This window comes from Streptomyces sp. IBSNAI002, assembly GCF_052244475.1.
GTDB lineage: Bacteria > Actinomycetota > Actinomycetes > Streptomycetales > Streptomycetaceae > Streptomyces.
In genome coordinates, this window is sequence record NZ_JBQPXG010000002.1 from 2,355,567 (window position 1) to 2,378,046 (window position 22,480).

Sequence of the window (22,480 nt, forward strand, 5' to 3'; positions counted from 1 at the left end):
TTTCGGCCACCGGCCTACTCGTCAACCTCGTATTCGTCGTACTCCTCTTCGCCCTCCTCGTCGGGCTGGTCGGGCTGGTGGTTGTAGATCTCCGTGGCGAGGGCGCGGACCCGGTTGTCGAGGGCGAGCCATTCGGGGTAGGAGCCGAAGGGGTCGAGGGTGGTGTTGTTGGCTTCGGGTGTGTTCGCGTACGCCAGTAGGTCCTTGAGCTTGTTCTGCGCGTGCTCCACGGCTTGGAGGAGTGCCCGTTGCCTGATCGCGTAGTGCTGGCTGACCGTCAGTTCCGCTTCGTTGTTGTTCTCTTCGTCTTCGGCTAGCTGGGCGGCCCTGACAGGGTCCGAGGCGAGGACCAGGCGCATTTGGGTGAGCGGCTGAGCGGCGACGCCCCCGCGGTCTCTGCGCAGGTGATCCGAGCTGTTCAGGTCTACGTCGGCGATGGCATACATTTCCGTTTTGTCGCGCATGAGGAGCTGTGCGGCGGTGAAGGAATTGATGCATTCACGCGTGTCGTCGAAGGCATTGGCAGCGGTGGCGAGTATCCAGAGGCCTTCCTCGTTCTCAGCGAGCCCTGCGATCACTTGGTCGACGTTCGAACGCCACGGGACGGTGTTGCCCACCGCGGATCCCACGTTGCGCGTGATCAGCTTGTCCGTGATCAGCGCGACCCCACCGGCTACGGCCAGTGTCTGCCGGGCGTCGGTGTCACCTTCTGCGGCGGGGCCGACCAGGGCGGTGAAGTCGTCGCAGGGGACCGGCGTCCAGGCGTCGAGTACGCCCTTGGTCAGGACTCCCCCGTTGGCCCAGGCGTTGCGCGCTTGCTTGAGCGAGGCCGACTTCGTTCCCCGCCAGGGCAGGTCGATGATCGGCCCGAGGAGTTCCGCGTAGCCGGCAGTGGTCATGCGGCGGGTGCCCTTGATGTCCTTCGCGTGCCGCTTGACCTGCGCGAACACCTCGGGTCGCGTCAAGTGGTTGATCAAGTAGACGGCTCGCCAGAGTGCGCTGCCGGGGATGTGGCGGTCCTTGAAGATCTGCGGCAACTCGTCCGGCGTGCGGCGCCCCAGCGCGAGGCCGACGACACCGTCGAGGATCTTCGTCTCGGTCTGGCCCGTGAGGTGTACGCGGCGCAGCGCCCGGGAGCCGACTTCGACGTTCTGGGCCGCGGATTCCCAGGCTTTGAATTCGACGTGGACGGAGGCGAGGATCGATCGGACGGCATCGTCGAAGACCTCTGCGGCGGGCAGGCTGCCTATGCCGTGGCGCCTCAGGCCGACGGTGATCTGGGCCGGTACGACGAGGGTCTGGCCGAGTCGGACGGAGCGGTCGGCAGGCTGGCCGGAGCCGAGGCCCTGGTAGAACTCGGCCCGGAGCTCTGCGAGGGCCTCTTGGCGGCCGAGGGCCATGCGCTGGCTCCGCGGTTTCTCGGCTCCGCGGCGTTGGGGCTTCTCAGCGAGGAGGAAGTCGGTGACGATCTTGGCGATCTGGTGCGGTGCGGGGGCGTCCTCGCCGGTGAGCAGCGCCCAGGCGCTCGTAAGACGGGTGATTCCGTCGCGGACGACGAGTACGTCGATCGGCTCGGTGTCGTCGGAGAATTCGAGCCGCGCCGGGTGGGCGATGACGGCTCGGGTGATGCGGCGAGCGAGGATCGACTGGTCGTACGGGTCGGGGTTGGCGCGGCGCGTGGCTTCGATGGTCTGCTGGATGTGGGCGCGGAGGTGCCCGGTGTCGCGGTACGTGTAGATCACGCAGGCGAGCGGTTCCCCGTCGTCGCCGACGTCACCGGTGACCTGGGGGTCTTCGATGGGGAGGGCTTCCTGGCCGGTGCGGGGCTGCAGGCCGGGGAACAGCTCCGGGAGCCATGTGCGCGTGTGCAGCGAGCGGAGGGTGGCTCCTTCCACGTGCTCCTCGATGAGGGCGGACATCCGGCCCTTCTGGGCGCGCAGTTGGGCAGCGGCGGATTCCGGGGAGACGGTTGCGCGCGCCACCGCATGCCAGGAGTCCACGTCGAGGGCGGTTCCCGATGACGTCTGCCCGGCTTTGACGAGTGCTGCCCTGTCGGTGACCGAGGAGAGTTCGGGGAGGTCGCGCTCGAAGCCCGAGACAGTGAACTGCTCGTCGGCGTAAGAGAAGGTGATGGTCTGCGGCCCCCGGCCGGCGTCGTCTGCTTCCGTACCAATATAGGCGGCCGGCTCTTGGAATCCGCTAGGGATGCTCATCGTTCTCCTTTGAATACAAGGCAGGCGGGCAGTGATCCATTGATGGGAGCTGGCCTCCCGCGATACGGCCCGCTAGACTGAGGAGTGTGGTCCGGGCTGCACCCAGAAATATGTGCGCCAGGTCTGCTTCTACGGAGCCCCGGTCTTTGGCCGGGGCTCCGTCGCTTCTTCTGTTCAGCACTCACGCGGAGGCGCGGCCTTCGGCAGGTGCTGCTTGTACCAGTGCCACATGGGCTCGCGACGTTCCTGCCGGGCGATCGCCTGGCAGGCCGTGTAGGCGACGAGGTCGGCGGCCTGGAGCCGGATCGACTCGTGGGCCGGCACCTGCAGGGCCGGTCCGGCGATCCTGCCGGGCCGCACCCTCGAGTGCACGTCCTCGTAGAGGCGGTCCGTGCCGTCGCCGTCGATGACGAGTTCGGCGTGCAGTCCGTCGAGAGCGAGCCGACGGTCGGTCTCTCGCAGCAGTCCTGCGTAGGCGTTCCGTCTCGCCTGACGGAAGTCACCACCGAAGGCGTAGGTGGTGATCACGACCAGTTCAGGGTGACTGCCGATCAGGTCCAGCGCACTCTGCGCCATGCGGTACCTGTCGGCTTTGCTCGGGTTCCGCCCTCCCGGCCTGCCGTGGCCCGTGAGGAAGTGACTGGAGTGGAGCTCGTAGTCGACGGGCACTCCGTGCCGGTTTTCCCACTCTAAGCGGAGTGCATACCAGTCGCCCTCAAAGGCGGCCTCACGGGCGACCGGATTGCCGAGAGCGGAGTAGACGGCCAGGCTCCTGCCGGAGATGCCGGAGTCGTCGATGTGTATGCGCCAGTCGATGGAAGGGTGCGCGTTGATGGCGGCGGGGCCTTTCGCTGGATCCGACCAGAATTCGGGCGTCATGCGGCTGCTGCACCGCTCGACCCGGGGGTGTGGGATCCGTGCGATACGCGCTGCGTCAACCCGGAAAGTCGCTCGACGGACTGTTGCTCACCCGCTGCCACCCCATGGTCTGGGTGGTAGCGCTAGCTCAAGGCTCCCAGTGGAGCATCCGGCCGATGCCGGACACCGCCTCACGTCTCACCGTGTGGCTCGTAACCCGTCCATCATATCAGCACCACCTGTCACACCGTCAGGCTTCTGTACTCGCGACACCCAACTCCCGCCCCCTGCGCACCATCACGCCGGGGGGGGAGTGAAAGGGCAGCGTCTTAACCCTGGTTGTTGACGCGGATCCGTACGGCGCGGGCCAGGTCGTCGAGTTGGTCGGTCAGTTTGCGGCGGAGGAGGGGGAGGATGCCGGGGTCGGTGAGGCAGGTGTGGCCTGCCTGGAGGTTGGCTTCGTCGATGGCGTACGCGGGGAACGCCCAGCGGCCGGCGGCTTCGCCGATGGCCGGGCCGCGGCGGGCGGCCAGGGCTACGGCGTCCGGGTAGAAGCGGGGTACGTATGCGCTGACGAGGTCGGCTTGTTCGGGCTGCCAGAAGCCCTGGGCCGTGGCGCTGAAGAGGTAGTTGGAGAGGGTGTCGTCGTGGAAGAGGCGGTCCCAGGCGGCGGCCTTGGCCTGCGGGGTGGGGAGGGCGGCCCGGCAGCGGGCGGCGCCTTCCTGGCCGGTGGCGCTGGGGTCGGCGGCGACGGCGGCGTCGATGTCGCGTTCGGTGACGGCGCCGAGGACGGCGAGGCGGGACAGGATGCGCCAGCGCAGTTCGGGGTCGAGTGACGGGCCGCCGGGGACGGTGTCGTCGGCGAGCCAGGCGGCGATGGTGTCGGGCTGGGTGGCGCTGTCGACGAGGGTGCGTACGGCGGTCAGCCGCATGCCGGGTTCCGAGCCGTCCTCGGTGCGCCGGAGCAGGTCGCGGGCGGTGGTGGTGAGGGTGGCCAGGGCGGCGGTCCGCTCTTCGGGGGCGACGTAGCGTGCGGCGATCTGGGTGCGGGCGAAGGTGAAGACGCCCTGGACGATGGCGAGGTCGTTCTCCTCGGGCAGGTGGGCCGCGGCGGTCGCCAGGTAGTCGTGCGGGTCGAGTTCGCCGTCGCGGACCATGTCGCGCAGGGAGTTCCAGACGACGGCGCGGGTGAGGGCGTCGGGGATGCCGGAGAGGCCGCGCATTGCCGTTTCGAGGGAGTGCTCGTCGAGCCGGACCTTGGCGTAGGTGAGGTCGACGTCGTTGGGGACGAGGAGCGCGGGGCGGGGCCCGGTCACGGAGACGATCTCGTCGGAGGGGACGTCGAGGTCGAGGAGTTCGCGCAGTTCCAGGATGCGGCCGTCGACGGGGTCGCGGTCGTAGACGCCGACGGCGATGTGGTGGGGGCGGCTGCCTCGGCGGTCGACGGTGAGGGTCCAGCCGGCGGGGCTGTCGGGGCGGCCCTCGGACTCCTCGACGCGGGGGGTGAGGGTGTCGATTCCGGTGGTGCGCAGCCAGATGTCGGCCCAGGCGTGGACGTCGCGTTCGGTGTGGGCGGCGAGGGAGTCGACGAAGTCGGCGAGGGAGGCGTTGGCGAACTTGTGGCGGGCGAAGTGGGTGTTGATGCCGGCGAGGAAGTCCTTCTCGCCGAGCCAGGCGACGAGCTGGCGCAGCGCGGAGGCGCCCTTGGCGTAGGAGATGCCGTCGAAGTTGAGGAGGGCGGAGGCGGTGTCGGGGACGTCGTCGGGGTCGGGGGCGACGGGGTGGGTGGAGGGGCGCTGGTCGGCGTCGTAGCCCCAGGCTTTGCGGGAGACGCCGAATTCGGTCCAGGTGTCGGTGAAGCGGGTGGCTTCGGTGAGGGTCTGGTAGCCCATGTATTCGGCGAAGGACTCGTTGAGCCAGATGTCGTCGAACCAGGCGAGGGTGACGAGGTCCCCGAACCACATGTGGGCCATCTCGTGGGCGATGACCATGGCGCGGGTCTGGCGTTCGGTGTCGGTGACGGCGGAGCGGTAGATGAACTCGTCGCGGAAGGTGACCAGGCCCGGGTTCTCCATGGCTCCGGCGTTGAACTCGGGTACGAAGGCCTGGTCGTAGGAGTCGAACGGGTAGGGCTCGGTGAACTTCTCCTGGTACCGGTCGAAGCAGTCCTTGGTGAGGGAGAGGATCTCGTCGGCGTCGGTGTCGAGGTGGGGGGCGAGGGACCGGCGGCAGTGGATGCCGAAGGGCAGTCCGGCGTGTTCGGTGGTCACGCTGTGCCAGGGGCCTGCGGCGACGGCGGCGAGGTAGGTGGAGATGAGGGGGGTGGGGGCGGACCGCCAGATGCCGGCGCCGTCCGCTTCGCGGGCCGCGGTGCGGGTGGTGATGCCGTTGGCGAGGACGGTCCAGTGCGCGGGGGCGGTGACGGTGAACTCGAAGACGGCCTTGAGGTCGGGCTGGTCGAAGGCCGGGAAGACGCGCTGGACGTCGTCCATGAACATCTGGCTGTAGACGTACGTCTCGCCGTCCGCGGGGTCGGTGAAGCGGTGCAGGCCCTCGCCGGTGCGGGAGTAGCGCATGCGGGTGTCCAGGCGCAGCTCGTGGGGGCCTTCGGCGAGACCGGGGAGGGGGAGCCGGTTGTCGTCGAGGGCGGCCGGGTCGAGGGGGTGGCCGTCGAGCGTGGCGGAGCGCAGTTCGTCCGGTTTCAGCTCCAGGAAGGTGTCTCCGGTGGTGCGGGCGGTGAACCGGATGACGGTGGTGGAGTCGAAGGTGTCGTCGCCTGTGGTGAGGTCGAGGGCGACGGTGTAGTGGTGGACGTCGAGGAGCTGGGCTCGGAGCTGCGCTTCGTTGCGCCTGAGTGCGGACATGGGGCCCATGCTGCCGCACGGTCCGGCCGGGCCCCAGCGCGTTTCGCCGGTGCCGTGGCGTGGCCGGGAGGGGCGGGCGGGAGGGGCGGGCGCCGCGGCCCGGTGGGTCTGCCGGGTCGCGGCGCGGGGCGGGTCTGCCGGGTCGCGGCGCGGTGGGTCTTCCGTCTAGGGCTGGTCTTCGCCGGCGGCGATGGTCTCGTGGTGGCGGATGACCTCGGCGATGATGAAGTTGAGGAGCTTCTCGGCGAAGGCCGGGTCGAGTTTGGCGTTTTCGGCGAGCTGGCGCAGCCGGGCGATCTGGCTGGCCTCGCGGCCGGGGTCGGCCGGGGGGAGCTGGTGCCGTGCCTTGAGGTGGCCGACCTGCTGGGTGCACTTGAACCGCTCGGCGAGCATGTGGACCACGGCGGCGTCGATGTTGTCGATGCTGTCCCGCAGGCGGGCGAGTTCGGCGGCGACGTTGTCGTCGATCCCGTTGCCGATCCCGTTGTCGGTGTCGATGTCGTCGCTGTTGTTCATGGTTCCCGAGAATACGTGGCGGACGCGGGTGGTTCCCCGGGCAGCCGGTCAGTGAGACGGGAACGGGCGGGTGGCGTCCGGTTCCGGTCACAGGGGCAAAATCGCGGTGACGAGCCAGCCGCCCTCCGGGGTGGGGCCGGCGGAGAGGGACCCGCCGAGGGCTTCGGCGCGCTCGGCCATTCCGGCGAGGCCGTAGCCGCCGCCGCGGGCCTTTTCGGAGAGTTTGGCGGGGTGGCCGCCGTCGTCGGCGATGCGGACTTCGAGGCCGGTGGGGACGGTGCGCAAGCCGATGCGGACGGCGGTGGCGGTGGCGGCGTGTTTGCCGATGTTGGTGAGGGCCTCCAGGACGATGCGGTGGGCGGTGGCGGCGACGTGGCCGGGGAGCCGGGTGTCGAGGCCTTCCTCCACGTAGAGGACGACGGGCGGGCCGGTGCGGGAGAAGCGTGCGGCGAGTTCGCGGAGGTCGTCGAGGCCGGCGACGGGGCTGGTGGCGGCGCCGGGCGCGGCTGTGCCGTCGTCGTTCTCGCGGAGGATCTTGACGAGGCGGCGCATGGAGCCGAGGGCTTCGTCTCCGGCGGTTTCGATGCGGCCGAAGATCTCGGCGGCGCGTTCGGCGGAGACGTGGGTGAAGCGGGCGGCGCGGGCCTCGACGACGATGCCGGTGACGTGGTGGGCGACGAGGTCGTGGAGCTCGCGGGCGAGTTCCAGACGTTCGGCGGTGCGGACGGCGCGGAGGTCGCGTACGCGCTGGACGGACTGGAGGCGCAGGAGGAGGGAGTACGCGGTGACGACGACGGTCAGGACGGAGAAGAGCAGGGTGAAGCGGCCGGGGTCGGTGTCGCGTACGGGGGTGGCCATGCAGCCGAGGCCGAGGACGGCGCCGAGGACGGCGGCGGTGCGGGCGCGGGCGCGGAGCAGGACCTGGGAGAGCAGGACGAGCAGGGCGACGGCCTCGCCGCCGCCCCAGACGATGAGGGGGTGGTCGCCGAGGATGAGGAGGAGGGTGGCGGTCCAGGTGACGGCGGCGGCGAACCAGGCGCGGGCGAGGAGCGGGATGCCGGGCCAGGGCGCTGCGCTGAGGCAGACGAGGAGGCCGGATGCCCAGACGACGCCGTGGGGCAGGCTGGGCTGGCGGGCGAGGACGACGCCCTCGAAGGTGACGAGGGAGAGCAGGACGAGGGAGAGGCCGAGGCGGATGGTGGTGGCGGTGTGGGGGTGACGGCGGGCCCACCCCGACAGCGGGCTCACCGACCGGTCCCCGGGCGGCACACCACGGCCGAGCGCCCGGGCCCGACGGTTCCGGCTGCGCCGAAGCCAGCGGTGGGGGCCGCGACGGGGGCGGGGGCGGCGTCCGGCAGCCCCGGGGCAGCCGGGACCAGGGCGGGAGCAGCGTCCGGCAGCCCCGGGGCAGCCGGGACCAGGGCAGGGGCGGCGTCCAGCAGCCCCGGGGCAGCCGGGACCAGGGCAGGGGCGGCGTCCAGCAGCCCCGGGGCAGCCGGGACCAGGGCGGGAGCAGCGTCCAGCAGCCCCGGGGCAGCCGGGACCAGGGCAGGGGCGGCGTCCAGCAGCCCCGGGGCAGCCGGGACCAGGGCGGGAGCAGCGTCCAGCAGCCCCGGGGCAGCCCCGAGCGGGCCGCGGGCTGCCGCGCCGAAGCCGCTGTTGGCGGCAACCAGCATCAGGCCCGCTGCGCCGAAGCCAGCCGGGGCGGCCGGGAACAAGCCGGGGGTGACGGCGTCGGAGCCGGTGTGGGTAGCGGCGGGGTGGGTCGGTGGCGGGGTGGCCGGGACCCGGCTCCGTGGGGCTCCGGCCCGGACCCCGTGCCTCGAAACCGTCCGGACTCCGGCCGGGGGGAGCCCCGGGCCAGGCTGGGACCGTCCGCGCTCGCGGTCGTGGCGGGGCCGGGTGCCCCGGGGCAGCCGCGTGCGGCACGGGTGGGTCGGCCCGTCGGGGTGCGCCCAGGAGCGCTGGATTCGGCCGCCCCCGGCCAGACCGCGAAGCCCGGTGTGCAGGGTGTGCCCGCCCCCGCGCGAGAGGCCAGGCTGGATTCGGCCGCCCCGGAGCGGACAGCGAGGCCGGGTCGGCCCGCCCCCGGGTGCGTATGGGGGGTGGGGCTGCTTGGTCTTCGGTGGGGGCGGCGTCACGCCGGGTTGGCGGCCAGGCCGCTTTCCCAGGCCCAGGCGGCGATCTCGACGCGGTTGCGGGCGTCGAGTTTGGCCTGGACGTTGGCCAGGTGGGTTTTGACCGTGGACAGGGAGACGTAGAGCTCGGCGGCGATCTCGGCGTTGGTGAGGCCGCGCGCGAGGCAGCGTACGACTTCCCGTTCCCGCTCCGTGAGCGGTTCCGCGGGGCGGCGGGCCTGGGCGGCCGGGGTCCGGGGGGCCATTTCGCGCAGCAGCCGCACCGTGATGGCGGGTGAGACGAGCGAGTCCCCGACGGCCGCGGCGCGGACCGCTTCAACCAGCATGGCCGGGCTGGCGTCTTTCAGGAGGAAGCCGGATGCTCCCCCGTGGAGCGCCGCGTGGACGTATTCGTCGAGGTCGAAGGTGGTGACGATGACGATGCGCGGGATGTCCTGGCCGGAGAGCCGGCGGGTGACCTCGAAGCCGTATGCGGATGTCGAGGAGCAGGACGTCGGGCCGGTGCTCGGCGACGGCCGCGAGGGCCGCCTCGCCGTCGACGACGTCGGCGACGACCTCGATGTCCGGCTGGCTCTCGAGGATCATCCTGAATCCGGTCCTGACCATCTCCTGGTCGTCCGCGATGACCACTCTGATCGCCATGCGCTGCCTGCCCCACTGTCGCCCGCTGCCGCCTCCGCTTCCCTCCCATGGGACGGGTGCGCGCGTCGGCCCGCAACCGCACACGGGACCATCGGGCGGAACTACTGCCGCCGACGATACGTACGTGCGGGGTGCGGGGCCTCGCCCTTCCGGCCGGTTTTCACCGGGCCGGAAGGACGAGGGGGCGGTGCGGGCGGTGCGGGTAGGGGCGGTGCCGGTGCCGGTGCTACATGCTTGCCGCGGCGCTCTTGATCGCGGCGGCGAAGGTGGAGACCTCGGTGTAGACGCCGGGGTAGTCGGGCCGTGCGCAGCCCTGGCCCCAGCTGACTATGCCGACCTGGATCCAGGCGTTCGCGTTGTCGCGGCGGAACATGGGTCCGCCGGAGTCACCCTGGCAGGTGTCGACGCCGCCCTGGTCGAAGCCGGCGCAGATCTCCTCGCTGGGGACGAGGGAGCTGCCGTACGAGGCCTGGCAGCTGGCGTCGGAGACGAAGGGGACGGTGGCCTTCATCAGGTAGCGCTGCTGGCCGCCGCCTTCGCGGGTGGCGCCCCAGCCGGCGACGGTGAAGGTGCCGTTGTCGTACTGCTTGGTCTCGGCGATCTTGAGGGTGGGCAGGTTGATGGGCTTGGCGAGCTTGATGAGGGCCCAGTCCTTGCCGGTGCCGTTGTAGCCGGGGGCGCGCAGGACCTTGGTGGACTTGACCTTGATGGCGCTGGAGCTGTTGAGGTCGACGACTCCGGCGGTGGCGGTGATGGAGGTGTTGTTGCCGGAGCCGCCCACACAGTGTGCGGCGGTGAGGACGATCTGCTGGGTGTAGAGGGCGCCGCCGCAGCCCATGGAGAGTCGGACCATGAAGGGGAATTCGCCCTGGGCGGCGCGGGTGCCGCCGACGACGGGGGCCGGGCCGGCGCTGGCGGTGCCGGGCTGGAGGCTGACGGCCGCGAGGGCGACGGCGCCGACGGCGAGGGTGCGCTTCATGAATCGCACGAGGGTAGACACAGTCAACACACTGCCTTTCGTGGGGGGTTGGGCTGTGCGCGTCATTGGGTGAATGACGAGTCCATGACACATCCGATGTATGGCGGACATCAAGAACGTGTTTTCGGACAACTTTTCGCCCAGGGGGCGGCATGACGGAGAACAGCAGGCACAACAGCCCGGTGGAGCACGGATTTCCGCACCTGGACACGGTCCGCGCCTCGATCACGGCGCTGTTCCGCCGGCTGGCCCCCGAGGGGATCCGGACCTACGACACGAGCTTCGCCCCGGCGGACGCGGCCTTCGGCCGGGACGAGGACCTGCACCTGGGCGCCCACCGGGTGGCCTCCGCGATGGTGCGCGCGCTGCGGCTGCCCGACGCGCGCATGGTGGTCGCCTTCCGGCCGATGAAGGACGCGGCGACAGTGGAACTGGCCGCGGGCCCCGAGTACTTCGTCGAGGTCAACGACCGCTTCCGGACACACCGCCGCGACCTGGCGGCCGCGCTGGCCCACGAGGTGACCCACGTCCTGCTGCACCGCCTGGACCTGCGCCTGCCCACCACCGCGGAGAACGAGATCCTCACCGACACCGCCGCCGCGTTCCTCGGCGCCGGCTGGCTGCTGCTCGACGCCTACCGCGAGGACGCGCTCGGCCACCAGAAGCTCGGCTACCTCACCCCGGAGGAGTTCGGCTACGTCCTGGCCCGGCGCGCGGACCTGTTCGGCGAGGACCCCGCCACCTGGTTCAGCAGCCCACAGGCGTACGAGGCCTACGTGCGCGGCCGCGACCTGGCCGGGCGGGAACGGCGCCGGCCCCCGCTCGCCGCCGCCTCCGCCCAGGCCCGGCGCCGGTACGCGAAGGCCCTGCGCACCGGGGCTCCCCCGGCCGACGGGTCGGCGTACCGCTTCGAGCCCGGCGGGTCCGGGCCGCTGGTGAGCTTCCCGTGCCCGGTGTGCGGACAGCGGCTGCGACTGCCGGTACGGGGTCCGCTCAGGGCCCGGTGCGGGCTGTGCCGCACGGTGCTGGAGTGCGTCACCTAGGGCCGGTGCGGCGGGAGTTCACTCGTCTCCGGGGCGATTCACCGTGATCCATCACGATTCACCGCCCGGCCACAAAAAGTTTTCTACCGGCCAGTAGACATGGGGGGCGGATCTGGCCAATTCTGGTCGCGTCCATGTCAAATGCGACCACAGGAGCGCCCCCACATGCTCAGTACCCGCCGTACCCGCCGTACCCGCCGTACCCGCACGACCCGCACCGCCGCCGCCGCCGGCGTGGCCGTCGCCGCCGCGGTCATGACCCTGCTGCCCGCCACCGCCGCCGAGGCGGCGCCGGCCCCCGCCGTCGCCACCGCATCGGTTTCGGCCTCGGCGCCCGGCGGCAACGCGGCCATCCTCGGCATCGACTACGCCACCTGGCAGCGGGACGTCGCCACCGTCATCGACGCGGTCCGCCCGACGATCGAACAGCGCATCGCCGCCTCGCCCGCCGGCGAGAGGCCCGCGATCGTGCTCGACATCGACAACAGCTCGCTGGAGACCGACTTCCACTGGTTCTGGACCTTCCCGACCCCCGCGATCTCCAAGGTCCGCGAGCTGACCCGGTACGCGAACGAGCGCGGGGTGGCGATCTTCTTCGTCACCGCCCGGCCCGGGATCATCTACTCCCTCACGGAGCGGAACCTGAAGTCGGTCGGCTACCCGGTCTCGGGCCTGTACGTGCGCGACCTGCCCGACCTCTTCCACGAGGTGAGCACGTACAAGACCGGCAAGCGCGCCGAGATCGAGGGCCGCGGGTACACGATCATCGCGAACATCGGGAACAACCAGAGCGACCTGGTGGGCGGCCACGCGGAGCTCACCGTCAAGCTGCCGGACTACGGCGGCAAGCTGTCCTGACCCACCGCACCCGTACGTACGGGCCGGACGCGCAGCCCGCGCGGCCGGCCCGGCACCGCCGGACGGCCTACCCGCCCGCCCCGTACACCGGCAGCGGCGGCTCCGAGGACGCGAGGAGCTTCAGCGCGGCCTCGCCCGCCTCGGCCGGGGTCCAGCGGGCGCCCCGGTCGGCGGTGGGGCCCGGCCGCCAGCCCTCCATCACCGTGATCCGGCCGCCCTCCGTTTCGAAGACCCGGCCCGTGACCCCGGCCGAGGCCCCTGAGCCGAGCCAGACCACCAGCGGGGAGACGTTCTCCGGGGCCATCGCGTCGAACGCCCCCTCGGCCGGCGCGGCCATGGTCTGCGCGAAGGTCTGCTCCGTCATCCGGGTCCGCGCCGCCGGGGCGATCGCGTTGACCTGGACCCCGTACCGGCCCATCTCCGCGGCCGCGACCAGCGTGAGCCCCAGGATCCCGGCCTTGGCCGCGCTGTAGTTGCCCTGCCCCACCGAGCCCAGCAGGCCCGCCCCGGACGAGGTGGTGACCACCCGCGCGGCCACCGGCCGGCCGGCCTTCGCCTCGGCGCGCCACCACGCGGCGGCCGCCCGCAGCGGCAGGAAGTGCCCCTTCAGGTGGACCCGCATGACGGCGTCCCAGTCCTCCTCCTCCAGGTTCACCAGCATCCGGTCGCGCAGGAACCCGGCGTTGGCGACCAGCGTGTCCAGCCGTCCGAACTCCGAGAGCGCGCACTCCACCAGCGAGGACGCCCCCTCGCCCGACGCGATGTCCCCGCCGTGCGCCACCGCCTCCCCGCCCAGCGCCAGGATCTCCGACACGACCCGCCCGGCCGGGGACTCCGGACCCGGCACCCCGTCCAGGCCGACCCCCAGGTCGTTGACGACGACCTTGGCCCCCTGCTCGGCGAACGCCAGCGCGTGGGCCCGGCCCAGCCCCCGCCCCGCGCCCGTCACGATCACGACACGCCCCTCGGCGATACGGGTCATCTCAGCCCTCCTTGTTGACGGTTGCCGCATCCAGAAACGCGGGGCGCTCGCCGCCCCCGTGCACGAGCAGGCTCGCCCCGCTCACGTACCCCGCCCGGCCCGAGGCCAGGAACACCGCCGCCTCCCCCACGTCCGAGGGTTCCGCCAGCCGTCCCAGCGGTACGGTCGCGCCGACCGCCGCGATCCCGGTCTCGTCGCCGTAGTGCAGGTGCGCCAGCTCGGTCCGCACCATGCCCAGGACCAGCGAGTTGACCCGTACCTCGGGGGCCCACTCCACGGCCATGGAGCGGGCCAGGTTCTCCAGGCCCGCCTTGGCCGCCCCGTAGGCCGCCGTGCCGGGCGAGGGCCGGGTGCCGCTGACGCTGCCGATCATGACCACCGAGCCGCGCGCGTCCCGCAGCCACGGGTACGCGGCGAGGGAGGCCGTCATCGGCGCCAGCAGGTTCAGCTCGACGACCCTGGCGTGCCGCTGCGCCTCACCCTCCCCCAGCAGCCGGTACGGGGTGCCGCCGGCGTTGTTGACCAGGCAGTCCAGGCGCCCGTACCGGCCGGCGACCGCCCCGAAGAACTCCTGTACGGCCGCCGGATCGCGCAGGTCGACGGCGGTGAAGGACGCGGTGCGGCCGTCCGCCGACACGGGTTCCTCCGGCGGACGTCGCGCGCAGACGACGACTTCGGCGCCGGCCGCCAGGAACGACCGGGTGATCCCGGCACCGACGCCCCGGGTTCCACCGGTGACGACGACGACCCTCCCGTCGAGCTCCATGGGCTGCTACCTTCCTCACCTAACAAATGTTTGGTGGAAAGGTAGCTGATCCTCTCATGGGTGTCTCCACCTCCGGCCCGGGCAAGGGCATCACACTCGTCACAGTCGACTTCCCACCCGTCAACGCGCTCCCCGTGCAGGGCTGGTACGACCTCGCCGACGCCCTGCGGACCGCCGGCCGCGACCCCGAGGTCCGCTGCGTGGTCCTCGCCGCCGAGGGCCGGGGCTTCAACGCGGGTGTCGACATCAAGGAGATGCAGCGCGACACCGGCCACACCGCCCTCATCGGCGCCAACCGGGGCTGCTACGAGGCCTTCGCCGCCGTGTACGAGTGCGAGGTGCCGGTGGTCGCGGCCGTGCACGGCTTCTGTCTGGGCGGCGGCATCGGCCTGGCCGGCAACGCCGACGCGATCGTGGCCAGCGACGACGCCACCTTCGGCCTGCCCGAGCTGGACCGGGGGGCGCTCGGGGCCGCCACCCACCTCGCGCGCCTGGTGCCCCAGCACCTGATGCGCGCGCTGTACTACACCTCGCGCACCGCGACCGCCGCCGAACTGCACGCGCACGGCTCGGTCTGGCGGGTGGTGCCCCGTGCGGAACTGCGGGACGCCGCCCTGGAGCTGGCCGCCGAGATCGCCCGCAAGGACGGCTCCCTGATCCGGCTGGCCAAGGCGGCCATCAACGGCATCGACCCGGTGGACGTGCGCCGCAGCTACCGCTTCGAGCAGGGCTTCACCTTCGAGGCCAACCTCAGCGGGGTCGCCGACCGGGTCCGCGACACCTTCGGGAAGGAAGCGAGTTCATGACCGACAAGACCATGACCCCCGAAGAGGTGGTCGGGCAGCTGCGCAGCGGGATGACCATCGGCATCGGCGGCTGGGGCTCGCGGCGCAAGCCGATGGCCCTGGTGAGAGCGCTGCTCCGGTCCGAGATCACCGATCTCACGGTGATCTCGTACGGCGGCCCCGACGTGGGCCTGCTGGCCGCCGCGGGCCGCATCCGCAGGCTCGTCGCCCCCTTCACCACGCTCGACTCGATCCCGCTGGAGCCGCATTTCCGGGCCGCCCGCGAACGCGCCGCCTTCACCCTCACCGAGCTCGACGAGGCGATGTTCATGTGGGGCCTGCACGCCGCCGCCAACCGGCTTCCCTTCCTTCCCGTCCGGGCCGGCCTCGGCTCCGACGTGATGCGGGTCAACCCGGAGCTGCGGACCGTCACCTCCCCCTACGGGGACGGCGAGGAGCTCGTCGCCGTGCCCGCGCTGCGGATGGACGCCGCCCTGGTCCACCTGAGCCGCGCCGACCGCCTCGGCAACGCCCAGTACCTGGGCCCGGACCCGTACTTCGACGACCTGTTCTGCGAGGCGGCCGACGCCGCGTACGTCGCGTGCGAGCAGCTCGTGGAGACCGCCGAGCTCGGCAAGGCCGGCCCCCCGCAGTCGCTGCTGGTCAGCCGCCATTCCGTCACGGGAGTCGTCGAGACCCCGGGCGGTGCGCACTTCACCTCCTGCGTCCCCGACTACGGCCGGGACGAGGCCTTCCAGAAGCTGTACGCGACCACCCCCTGGCCCGAGTTCGCCGAGCGCTTCCTCTCGGGGGCGAGCGAGCACGACTACCAGTCCGCCGTCCGGACCTGGCACGAGGAGCAGCAGCAGTGACCAGTCGTTCCCTTGTTCTCCCGGCCACCCGGGCCGAGTACTGCGTGATCGCGTGCGCCGAGGCCTGGCGCGGCAACGGCGAGATCCTGGCCAGCCCGATGGGCCTGATCCCCTCCTTCGGCGCCCGGCTGGCGAAGCGGACCTTCTCGCCGGACCTGCTGCTGACCGACGGGGAGGCCATGCTCGTCGGACTCGACGGCACGGCCGAGGGGTGGCTCCCGTACCGGCGGCATCTGACCATGGTCACCGGGGGCAGGCGCCACGTGATGATGGGCGCCAGCCAGATCGACCGTTTCGGCAACCAGAACATCTCCTGCATCGGCGACTGGGCGCGGCCCGCCCGCCAGCTGCTGGGAGTGCGGGGGGCGCCGGCCAACACCCTGAACAATCCGGTGAGCTACTGGGTGCCCAGGCACTCCACACGGGTGTTCGTCGAGCGGGTCGACATGGTCAGCGGTGTCGGCTACGACCGGGCCGAGGCGGCCGGGGTGACCCGCTACCACCGGCTCCCGCGGGTGGTGAGCGATCTGGGGGTCTTCGACTTCACAGGCCCCGGCCACTCGATGCGCCTGGTGTCGGTCCATCCCGGGGTGGGGGTCGACGAGGTCCGGGCGGCCACCGGCTTCGACCTGGCCGTCGAAGGCGAGGTCCCGTCCACGCGGGAGCCGACCGCCGAGGAGCTGCGGCTGATCCGCGAGGTCATCGACCCCGAGGGTCTGCGCGACCGCGAAGTGCGGGCCTGATCCGGTGGGGACGGCTCGGACGCAGACACCGCACGGGGAGGGGCCTCGGATGGAGACGGCGTTCACGAAGCTGGTCGGGGTCGCGCACCCGATCGTGCAGACGGGCATGGGCTGGGTCGCGGGCCCCCGGCTGGTGTCGGCCGCGGCCAACGCGGGGGCCCTGGGGATCCTGGCCTCGGCGACGATGACCGTGGACCAGCTGCGGTCGGCGGTCCGGGAGGTCAGGTCGCGGGTGCCGGAGGGGACCCCCTTCGGGGTCAATCTGCGGGCGGACGCCGGCGACGCGGCCGAACGGGCCCGGCTGATCATCGACGAGGGGGTGCGGGTGGCGTCGTTCGCCCTCGCGCCGTCCAGGGAGCTGATCGCGCGGCTCAGGGACGCGGGGGTGGTCGTCATCCCCTCGATCGGGGCCCGGCGGCACGCCGAGAAGGTGGCCGCGTGGGGCGCCGACGCGGTGATCGTGCAGGGCGGGGAGGGCGGCGGGCACACCGGGGACGTGGCCACGACGGTGCTGCTGCCCCAGGTCGTGGACGCCGTGGACATCCCGGTGGTCGCTGCGGGCGGTTTCGCCGACGGCCGCGGTCTGGTCGCGGCGCTGGCGTACGGGGCGGCCGGCATCGCGATGGGCACCCGCTTCCTGCTGACCTCGGACTCCACCGTCCCGGACGCGGTCAAGGCCGAGTACCTGAAGGCCACGGTCAAGGACGTCACCGTCACCACGGCGGTCGACGGGCTGCCGCACCGGATGCTGCGCACGGAGCTGGTCGACTCCCTGGAGCGGGCCGGCCGGGCGCGGGCGCTGGCGCGGGCGGTCCGGCACGCGGCGGGCTTCCGGAAGCTGTCCGGTCTGGGCTGGCCGCAGATGGTGCGCGACGGTCTGGCGATGAAGCACGGCAAGGACCTGTCCTGGAGCCAGGTGCTGCTCGCCGCGAACACCCCCATGCTCCTCAAGGCGTCCATGGTCGAGGGCCGTACGGACCTCGGCGTCATGGCATCGGGCCAGGTCGCGGGCGTGATCGAGGATCTCCCGTCCTGTGCGGAGCTCGTCTCCCGCGTCATGGCCGAGGCACAACAGGCACTCGAAGCACTGCACTCGCTCCGCACCCTGCCACCACCAGGGTGATCCCCCTTCTCCGTCACGGGAGTTGACTCCATGAGCCGTGCCCGAATCCGCCTGGCGACCGCGGCGGCAGCCGCCGCCCTCGCCATCGGGACCCTGCCCGCAGCCTCCGCCTCCGCCGCCACTCCGGCGCCCGCGTCCAGCGCGGGCTTCGGTCACCCGTGGGGGGCTGAAACGATCCGTCAGGTCCCCCTCCAGGGAGCCGTCAACGTCCGGGACATCGGCGGCTACCGCACCTACACCGGCGGGCAGGTCCGCCACGGGCTGGTCTACCGTTCCGACGCACTGAGCAAGCTGACCGCCGCGGACGTCACCACCGTCTCCGGTCTGGGCCTCACGAAGGTCGTCGACTTCCGCATCCCGATGGAGCTCCAGTACGACGGCGCCGACAAGCTGCCGCCCGGGCTCTTCGCCACCGCGCGCCCGGTCAGCGACCTCGGCCTGTACGGGACGCTGGTCGGCGCGATCTCCAGCGGCGATCCCGTCAAGCAGGAGCAGATGCTCGGCGGCGGCCGCGCCGAGGCCTACATGCGCGACATCTACCGCACCTTCGTGACCAGCCCCGAGAACCGGGCGCAGTTCGCGGCGACGTTGCGGGAGATCGCGGACGGCGGGCAGGGCCCGCTGCTGTACCACTGCACCTCGGGCAAGGACCGGACCGGCTGGCTGAGCTACGTCCTGCTGCGTGCGCTGGCCGTGCCCGAGTCCTCGGCGGAGCGCGACTACCTGGCGTCGAACACCTTCCGCGCCGCGTACGACGCCCAGCTGCGGGCGGGGCTCAAGCAGTCCGGGCGGATGCAGAACCCGGACCTGCTGATCCCGCTGCAGGAGGTCCGCCAGGACTACCTGGAGTCCGCGACGGCCCAGCTGGAGGCCGACTACGGCGGCTTCTACGGCTACCTGACGGACGGGCTCGGCCTGGACCTGCGGACGCTGGCGCGGCTCCAGAAGAAGATGGTGCGCTAGCGGGCACACGATTCACCGGCGGGAACACGACTGCGCCGGGCCGTGCGGGAAGCACGGCCCGGCGCAGGGGTGTACGCGTACGGTCAGACCGCGCGGCGGCGGCCCTGGCCGCCGGAGCCGACCCGGCTGCGGGCGGACGCGGCGGCCGCGCCACCGGAGGCGCCGCCACCGGTGCGCCGGCCCTGTCCGGCGGAGCCGCCGGCCCCGCCGCCGCCCTGGCCGCGACGGGCCTGGCCCGAACCGGAGGCCGCGGGGGCCTGCCCGGAGCCGCCACCGGAGCGGCGGCCGCGGCCGCCGGCCGCGGGGGCGCCGCCCGTGGCGGAGCCGGTACGGGGACCGCCCGAGCGGCGGCGCGGGCCGGAGCCCGAGCCCGCACCGGAGCCGGAGCGCTGCTTGGGCGCGGCGGGCTGCGGCACCTCGAGGACCACCGGGATGCCCGAGGGCTCCTTGGCGCCGGTCAGGCGGGCCAGCTCCTCGTCGGAGGACTTGATCTGCGCGGTGCGCGGGGAGATCCCGGCGTCCGACATGAGACGGGTCATGTCGCGCTTCTGGTCGGGCAGCACGAGGGTGACCACGCTGCCGGACTCGCCCGCGCGGGCGGTACGGCCGCCACGGTGCAGGTAGTCCTTGTGGTCGGTCGGCGGGTCCACGTTGACGACGAGGTCGAGGTCGTCGATGTGGATGCCGCGCGCCGCGACGTTGGTGGCGACGAGCGCGGTGACCTCGCCGGTCTTGAACCAGTCGAGGGTCCGGTTGCGCTGCGGCTGCGAGCGTCCGCCGTGCAGGCCGGAGGCGCGCACGCCGTCCGCCAGGAGCTTCTTGACCATGCGGTCGACCCCGCGCTTGGTGTCGACGAACATGATCACTCGGCCGTCGCGAGCGGCTATGCGCGTGGCCACGGCCTTCTTGTCGGTCTCGTCCATGACGTACAGGACGTGGTGCTCCATGGTGGTGACGGCGCCGGCCGACGGGTCGACGGAGTGGCCGACCGGGTCGTGCAGGAACATCTTGACGAGTTTGTCGATGTTCTTGTCGAGCGTCGCGGAGAACAGCATGGTCTGGCCCTCGGGCCGTACCTGCTTGAGCAGTGCGGTGACCTGCGGCATGAAGCCCATGTCGGTCATCTGGTCGGCCTCGTCCAGGACGGTGATCGCGACCTGGGAGAGGTCGGCGTCGCCGCGGTCGATGAGGTCCTTCAGACGGCCGGGGGTGGCGACGAGCACCTCGGCGCCGCGGCGCAGGGCGCCGGACTGCCGGTTGATCGACATGCCGCCGACGACGGTCGCGATGCGCAGGTTGACGGACGTGGCGTACGGGGCCAGGGCGTCGGTGACCTGCTGCGCGAGCTCACGGGTCGGTACGAGGACCAGGGCGAGCGGCTGCTTGGGCTGCGCGCGGTGGCCGGCGGTGCGGGCCAGCAGCGCGAGGCCGAAGGCCAGCGTCTTGCCGGAGCCGGTGCGGCCGCGGCCGAGGAGGTCACGGCCGGCGAGGGAGTTCGGCAGCGTGGCGGCCTGGATCGGGAACGGCTCGGTGACGCCCTGGGCGGCGAGGGTCTTCAGCAGCGCCTCGGGCATGTCCATGTCCTCGAACGCGGCGACCGGCGCCAGCGCCGGCTCGGTCGGCTCGGGCATGGTGAATTCCTGGGGCCGGGGTGCGGGGGCGGACTTCTGCCGTCCCGCGCCAGCCTTCGGACGTCCCTGAGCCGCACCTCGACCCCGGGTGGGGCGGCGGCTGGGTCGTGCGGAGCTGGAGCTGGTCATGCGAGAAAGCCCTCCTGAAACCGGCAGGTACAACAAAGGTCGAGACAGCAGACAAGCCGGGGCCCGCACCTCGCGGTGCGGACCCCGGCATGCTGGAAAACTTAGGCGGGGATGATGTTCTCCGCCTGGGGGCCCTTCTGGCCCTGGGTGACGTCGAAGGACACGCGCTGGCCCTCGGTGAGCTCACGGAAGCCCTGGGTGGCGATGTTCGAGTAGTGGGCGAACACGTCCGGACCGCCACCGTCCTGCTCGATGAAGCCGAAGCCCTTTTCCGAGTTGAACCACTTCACGGTGCCAAGTGCCATTTTGAATCTCCTGAATAGGCGGCAAGGGCCCCATCCGGAGACTCCGGCAAAAACAATAAAAGCGCCTGAGGAACATTCCCGTCAGGCGCACATAAAGTTCATGGGTACCACAACTGCAACGAGCTCTAAGCTAGCACACCTCGGTGCGTCCGTGTCGATCAGCGGATGTGACCTGTGTCCCGGATGTCCGCCGGGCCCGGTTCCTCCCCCGTCCGGTCCGGGCCCGACTCCAGCGGATCTACAGCCGCTCGATGATCGTCACGTTGGCCTGGCCGCCGCCCTCGCACATGGTCTGGAGCCCGAACCGGCCCCCGGTGCGCTCCAGTTCGTGCAGCAGCGTCGTCATCAGCCGCACGCCGGTCGCGCCGAGCGGGTGACCGAGGGCGATCGCGCCGCCGTTGACGTTGACCTTGTCCGGGTCGGCCCCGGTCTCCTTCAGCCAGGCTAGGACCACCGGGGCGAAGGCCTCGTTGATCTCCACGAGGTCGATGTCGGCCAGGGTCATGCCGGTCTTCTTCAGGGCGTAGGCGGTGGCCGGGATCGGCGCCGACAGCATGCGGATGGGGTCCTCGCCGCGGACCGAGAGGTGGTGGATCCGGGCGCGCGGGCGCAGGCCGTGTTCGCGTACGGCCCGCTCGGAGGCGATCAGCATCGCCGCCGCGCCGTCCGAGACCTGGGAGGAGACGGCCGCGGTGATGGTGCCGCCCTCGACCACGGGCTTCAGGCCCGCCATCTTCTCCAGGGTGGTGTCCCGGCGGGGGCCCTCGTCGGCCGTCATGTCCCCGTACGCGGCCGTCTCGCGGGCGAAACGTCCCTCGTCGACCGCGCGGACCGCCCGCTGGTGGGACCGGAGCGCGAACTCCTCCATGTCGCGGCGCGAGATCCCCCACTTCTCCGCGATCAGCTGCGCGCCGTGGAACTGGTTCACCGGGGCGTCGCCGTACCGGGCCCGCCAGCCGTCCGATCCCGCGTACGGGCCCTCGGTGAGGCCGAGCGGCTCGGCGGCCTGGCGGGAGGCGAAGGCGATGGGGATCATCGACATGTTCTGGGTGCCGCCCGCGACCACCAGGTCCTGGGTGCCGGAGAGCACGCCCTGCGCCGCGAAGTGCACCGCCTGCTGCGAGGAGCCGCACTGGCGGTCGATGGTGACTCCCGGCACCTCTTCGGGCAGCCCGGCCGCCAGCCACGCCGTGCGGGCGATGTCCCCGGCCTGCGGACCCACCGTGTCGAGGCAGCCGAACACCACGTCCTCCACGGCGGCCGGGTCCACCCCGGACCGCTCGACGAGCGCGGTGAGGACGTGCGCGCCCAGGTCGGCGGGGTGGACGTGGGACAGGCCGCCGCCCCGCCTCCCCACCGGGGTGCGGACCGCTTCGACTATGTAGGCCTCGGGCATGGCGACTCCTTGACGGTTCAGGGGCGTACGGCGATCCCGTCCAGCACCATCGACAGGTACTGCCGGGCGATCTCCTCGGGGCTGTGCTGGCCGCCCGGCCGGTACCAGGAGGCCGCCACCCACACCGTGTCGCGTACGAAGCGGTAGGTGAGGCGGATGTCGAGGTCGGCGCGGAAGACCCGCGCGGCGACCCCCCGCTCCAGCGTCCCCAGCCAGGCCTTCTCGAACTTCTGCTGCGAGTCGGAGAGGTAGTGGAAGCGGGGCTGCGCGGAGAGGGTGCGGGACTCCTTCTGGTAGATCGCGACGGCGGCGCGGTGCCGGTCGATCTCCCGGAAGGACTCGGTGACCAGGGCCTCGATGGTCTCCCTGGGGCCGAGCCCGGCGGCCAGGACGGTGTCGTACCCCTGCCAGAGCTCGGTGAGGAAGGCGGAGAGGATCTCGTCGAGCATCGATTCCTTGGAATCGAAGTGGTAGTAGAGGCTGCCGGCGAGCATCCCGGCGGCGTCGGCGATCTTGCGGACGGTGGTGGCGTTGTAACCCTGGGCGGCGAAGACCTCGGCCGCCGTGCCGAGGAGCTCCCGGCGTCGCTCGGGCGAGGGCGTCACCTGCGGCTTCTTCTTCGGGGCCGGGTCGGCCGTCGGCTGGTTCGTCGACTTGTTCGTAGGCACGCGCCC

20 protein-coding genes and 1 pseudogene are annotated in these 22,480 nt (G+C 71.9%); 7 read left to right on the forward strand and 14 right to left on the reverse strand.

Annotation, left to right across the window (positions count from 1 at the left end; all coding sequences use genetic code 11):
* Positions 1–14: 14 nt before the first annotated feature.
* The 8 genes and pseudogenes from ACTVZO_RS11470 to ACTVZO_RS11505 form a co-directional block, all read right to left on the reverse strand.
* Complete coding sequence (locus ACTVZO_RS11470) at positions 15–2,213, reverse strand: hypothetical protein (RefSeq protein WP_443298277.1); 2,199 nt, start codon at positions 2,211–2,213, stop codon at positions 15–17.
* Between the two features lie 174 nt (positions 2,214–2,387).
* A complete protein-coding gene (locus ACTVZO_RS11475) occupies positions 2,388–2,789 on the reverse strand; it encodes a hypothetical protein (protein ID WP_443298278.1) in 402 nt (133 codons plus the stop codon).
* Between the two features lie 611 nt (positions 2,790–3,400).
* A complete protein-coding gene (gene pepN, locus ACTVZO_RS11480) occupies positions 3,401–5,935 on the reverse strand; it encodes an aminopeptidase N (protein ID WP_443298279.1) in 2,535 nt (844 codons plus the stop codon).
* Positions 5,936–6,100: 165 nt separating this feature from the next.
* Complete coding sequence (locus ACTVZO_RS11485) at positions 6,101–6,451, reverse strand: chorismate mutase (protein ID WP_443298280.1); 351 nt, start codon at positions 6,449–6,451, stop codon at positions 6,101–6,103.
* 87 nt (positions 6,452–6,538) lie between these two features.
* Positions 6,539–7,699 (reverse strand): sensor histidine kinase, encoded by a 1,161-nt coding sequence (locus tag ACTVZO_RS11490; protein WP_443298281.1) that lies wholly within the window; start codon positions 7,697–7,699, stop codon positions 6,539–6,541.
* Positions 7,696–8,127, reverse strand: a complete 432-nt coding sequence (locus tag ACTVZO_RS11495; protein WP_443298282.1) for a hypothetical protein — start codon at positions 8,125–8,127, stop codon at positions 7,696–7,698. Before ACTVZO_RS11495 ends, ACTVZO_RS11490 begins: the two co-directional genes overlap by 4 nt.
* 461 nt (positions 8,128–8,588) lie before the next feature.
* Positions 8,589–9,231: pseudogene (locus tag ACTVZO_RS11500) on the reverse strand (response regulator).
* Positions 9,232–9,457: 226 nt separating this feature from the next.
* Complete coding sequence (locus tag ACTVZO_RS11505; RefSeq protein WP_443298283.1) at positions 9,458–10,210, reverse strand: serine protease; 753 nt, start codon at positions 10,208–10,210, stop codon at positions 9,458–9,460.
* A gap of 152 nt (positions 10,211–10,362) precedes the next feature.
* Here ACTVZO_RS11505 and ACTVZO_RS11510 point away from each other — a divergent pair, with 152 nt between their 5' ends.
* Together ACTVZO_RS11510 and ACTVZO_RS11515 are read left to right on the forward strand one after the other, a co-directional pair.
* Positions 10,363–11,253, forward strand: a complete 891-nt coding sequence (locus tag ACTVZO_RS11510; protein WP_443298284.1) for a hypothetical protein — start codon at positions 10,363–10,365, stop codon at positions 11,251–11,253.
* 165 nt (positions 11,254–11,418) lie between these two features.
* Complete coding sequence (locus tag ACTVZO_RS11515) at positions 11,419–12,111, forward strand: HAD family acid phosphatase (protein WP_443298285.1); 693 nt, start codon at positions 11,419–11,421, stop codon at positions 12,109–12,111.
* A 67-nt stretch (positions 12,112–12,178) separates the two neighbouring features.
* Here ACTVZO_RS11515 and ACTVZO_RS11520 read toward each other — a convergent pair whose 3' ends face one another.
* Complete coding sequence (locus tag ACTVZO_RS11520) at positions 12,179–13,093, reverse strand: SDR family oxidoreductase (RefSeq protein WP_443298286.1); 915 nt, start codon at positions 13,091–13,093, stop codon at positions 12,179–12,181.
* A gap of 1 nt (position 13,094) precedes the next feature.
* On the reverse strand, positions 13,095–13,859 hold the full coding sequence (locus ACTVZO_RS11525) for an SDR family oxidoreductase (protein WP_443298287.1): 765 nt from the start codon (positions 13,857–13,859) through the stop codon (positions 13,095–13,097).
* A gap of 56 nt (positions 13,860–13,915) precedes the next feature.
* Between ACTVZO_RS11525 and ACTVZO_RS11530 the strand changes: the two genes are divergently transcribed.
* From ACTVZO_RS11530 to ACTVZO_RS11550, 5 genes are read left to right on the forward strand one after another with little or no spacing between them, the layout of a single operon-like run.
* The gene (locus ACTVZO_RS11530) at positions 13,916–14,665 is read left to right on the forward strand and encodes an enoyl-CoA hydratase family protein (RefSeq protein WP_443298288.1); all 750 of its coding nucleotides are present in this window, start codon (positions 13,916–13,918) and stop codon (positions 14,663–14,665) included.
* The gene (locus tag ACTVZO_RS11535; protein WP_443298289.1) at positions 14,662–15,516 is read left to right on the forward strand and encodes a CoA transferase subunit A; all 855 of its coding nucleotides are present in this window, start codon (positions 14,662–14,664) and stop codon (positions 15,514–15,516) included. Before ACTVZO_RS11530 ends, ACTVZO_RS11535 begins: the two co-directional genes overlap by 4 nt.
* Positions 15,513–16,259 (forward strand): CoA-transferase subunit beta, encoded by a 747-nt coding sequence (locus tag ACTVZO_RS11540; protein ID WP_443298290.1) that lies wholly within the window; start codon positions 15,513–15,515, stop codon positions 16,257–16,259. The genes ACTVZO_RS11535 and ACTVZO_RS11540 overlap by 4 nt, the downstream gene beginning before the upstream one ends.
* 49 nt (positions 16,260–16,308) lie before the next feature.
* A complete protein-coding gene (locus tag ACTVZO_RS11545) occupies positions 16,309–17,382 on the forward strand; it encodes an NAD(P)H-dependent flavin oxidoreductase (protein WP_443298291.1) in 1,074 nt (357 codons plus the stop codon).
* A 30-nt stretch (positions 17,383–17,412) separates the two neighbouring features.
* Positions 17,413–18,345 carry a tyrosine-protein phosphatase gene (locus ACTVZO_RS11550; RefSeq protein ID WP_443298292.1) on the forward strand — a complete coding sequence of 311 codons (933 nt, stop codon included), beginning with the start codon at positions 17,413–17,415 and terminating at the stop codon, positions 18,343–18,345.
* 83 nt (positions 18,346–18,428) lie between these two features.
* Here the strand turns inward: ACTVZO_RS11550 and ACTVZO_RS11555 are convergent, their stop codons facing one another.
* The 4 genes from ACTVZO_RS11555 to ACTVZO_RS11570 form a co-directional block, all read right to left on the reverse strand.
* Positions 18,429–20,105, reverse strand: a complete 1,677-nt coding sequence (locus ACTVZO_RS11555; protein ID WP_443298293.1) for a DEAD/DEAH box helicase — start codon at positions 20,103–20,105, stop codon at positions 18,429–18,431.
* A gap of 101 nt (positions 20,106–20,206) precedes the next feature.
* On the reverse strand, positions 20,207–20,410 hold the full coding sequence (locus tag ACTVZO_RS11560; RefSeq protein ID WP_030028954.1) for a cold-shock protein: 204 nt from the start codon (positions 20,408–20,410) through the stop codon (positions 20,207–20,209).
* Positions 20,411–20,648: 238 nt separating this feature from the next.
* The gene (locus tag ACTVZO_RS11565; RefSeq protein WP_443298294.1) at positions 20,649–21,806 is read right to left on the reverse strand and encodes an acetyl-CoA C-acetyltransferase; all 1,158 of its coding nucleotides are present in this window, start codon (positions 21,804–21,806) and stop codon (positions 20,649–20,651) included.
* Positions 21,807–21,823: 17 nt separating this feature from the next.
* Entirely contained in the window at positions 21,824–22,474 is a 651-nt protein-coding gene (locus tag ACTVZO_RS11570; protein WP_443298295.1) for a TetR/AcrR family transcriptional regulator, read from the reverse strand.
* Positions 22,475–22,480: the final 6 nt, after the last annotated feature.

Bases quoted from the DNA above. Each gene is read 5' to 3' on its own strand.
- ACTVZO_RS11470 (WP_443298277.1), bottom strand. From the start codon at position 2,213: ATGAGCATCCCTAGCGGATTCCAAGAGCCGGCCGCCTATATTGGTACG.
- ACTVZO_RS11475 (WP_443298278.1), bottom strand. From the start codon at position 2,789: ATGGCGCAGAGTGCGCTGGACCTGATCGGCAGTCACCCTGAACTGGTC.
- pepN (WP_443298279.1), bottom strand. From the start codon at position 5,935: ATGTCCGCACTCAGGCGCAACGAAGCGCAGCTCCGAGCCCAGCTCCTC.
- ACTVZO_RS11485 (WP_443298280.1), bottom strand. From the start codon at position 6,451: ATGAACAACAGCGACGACATCGACACCGACAACGGGATCGGCAACGGG.
- ACTVZO_RS11495 (WP_443298282.1), bottom strand. From the start codon at position 8,127: ATGCTGGTTGCCGCCAACAGCGGCTTCGGCGCGGCAGCCCGCGGCCCG.
- ACTVZO_RS11505 (WP_443298283.1), bottom strand. From the start codon at position 10,210: ATGAAGCGCACCCTCGCCGTCGGCGCCGTCGCCCTCGCGGCCGTCAGC.
- ACTVZO_RS11510 (WP_443298284.1), top strand. From the start codon at position 10,363: ATGACGGAGAACAGCAGGCACAACAGCCCGGTGGAGCACGGATTTCCG.
- ACTVZO_RS11515 (WP_443298285.1), top strand. From the start codon at position 11,419: ATGCTCAGTACCCGCCGTACCCGCCGTACCCGCCGTACCCGCACGACC.
- ACTVZO_RS11520 (WP_443298286.1), bottom strand. From the start codon at position 13,093: ATGACCCGTATCGCCGAGGGGCGTGTCGTGATCGTGACGGGCGCGGGG.
- ACTVZO_RS11525 (WP_443298287.1), bottom strand. From the start codon at position 13,859: ATGGAGCTCGACGGGAGGGTCGTCGTCGTCACCGGTGGAACCCGGGGC.
- ACTVZO_RS11530 (WP_443298288.1), top strand. From the start codon at position 13,916: ATGGGTGTCTCCACCTCCGGCCCGGGCAAGGGCATCACACTCGTCACA.
- ACTVZO_RS11535 (WP_443298289.1), top strand. From the start codon at position 14,662: ATGACCGACAAGACCATGACCCCCGAAGAGGTGGTCGGGCAGCTGCGC.
- ACTVZO_RS11545 (WP_443298291.1), top strand. From the start codon at position 16,309: ATGGAGACGGCGTTCACGAAGCTGGTCGGGGTCGCGCACCCGATCGTG.
- ACTVZO_RS11550 (WP_443298292.1), top strand. From the start codon at position 17,413: ATGAGCCGTGCCCGAATCCGCCTGGCGACCGCGGCGGCAGCCGCCGCC.
- ACTVZO_RS11555 (WP_443298293.1), bottom strand. From the start codon at position 20,105: ATGACCAGCTCCAGCTCCGCACGACCCAGCCGCCGCCCCACCCGGGGT.
- ACTVZO_RS11560 (WP_030028954.1), bottom strand. From the start codon at position 20,410: ATGGCACTTGGCACCGTGAAGTGGTTCAACTCGGAAAAGGGCTTCGGC.
- ACTVZO_RS11565 (WP_443298294.1), bottom strand. From the start codon at position 21,806: ATGCCCGAGGCCTACATAGTCGAAGCGGTCCGCACCCCGGTGGGGAGG.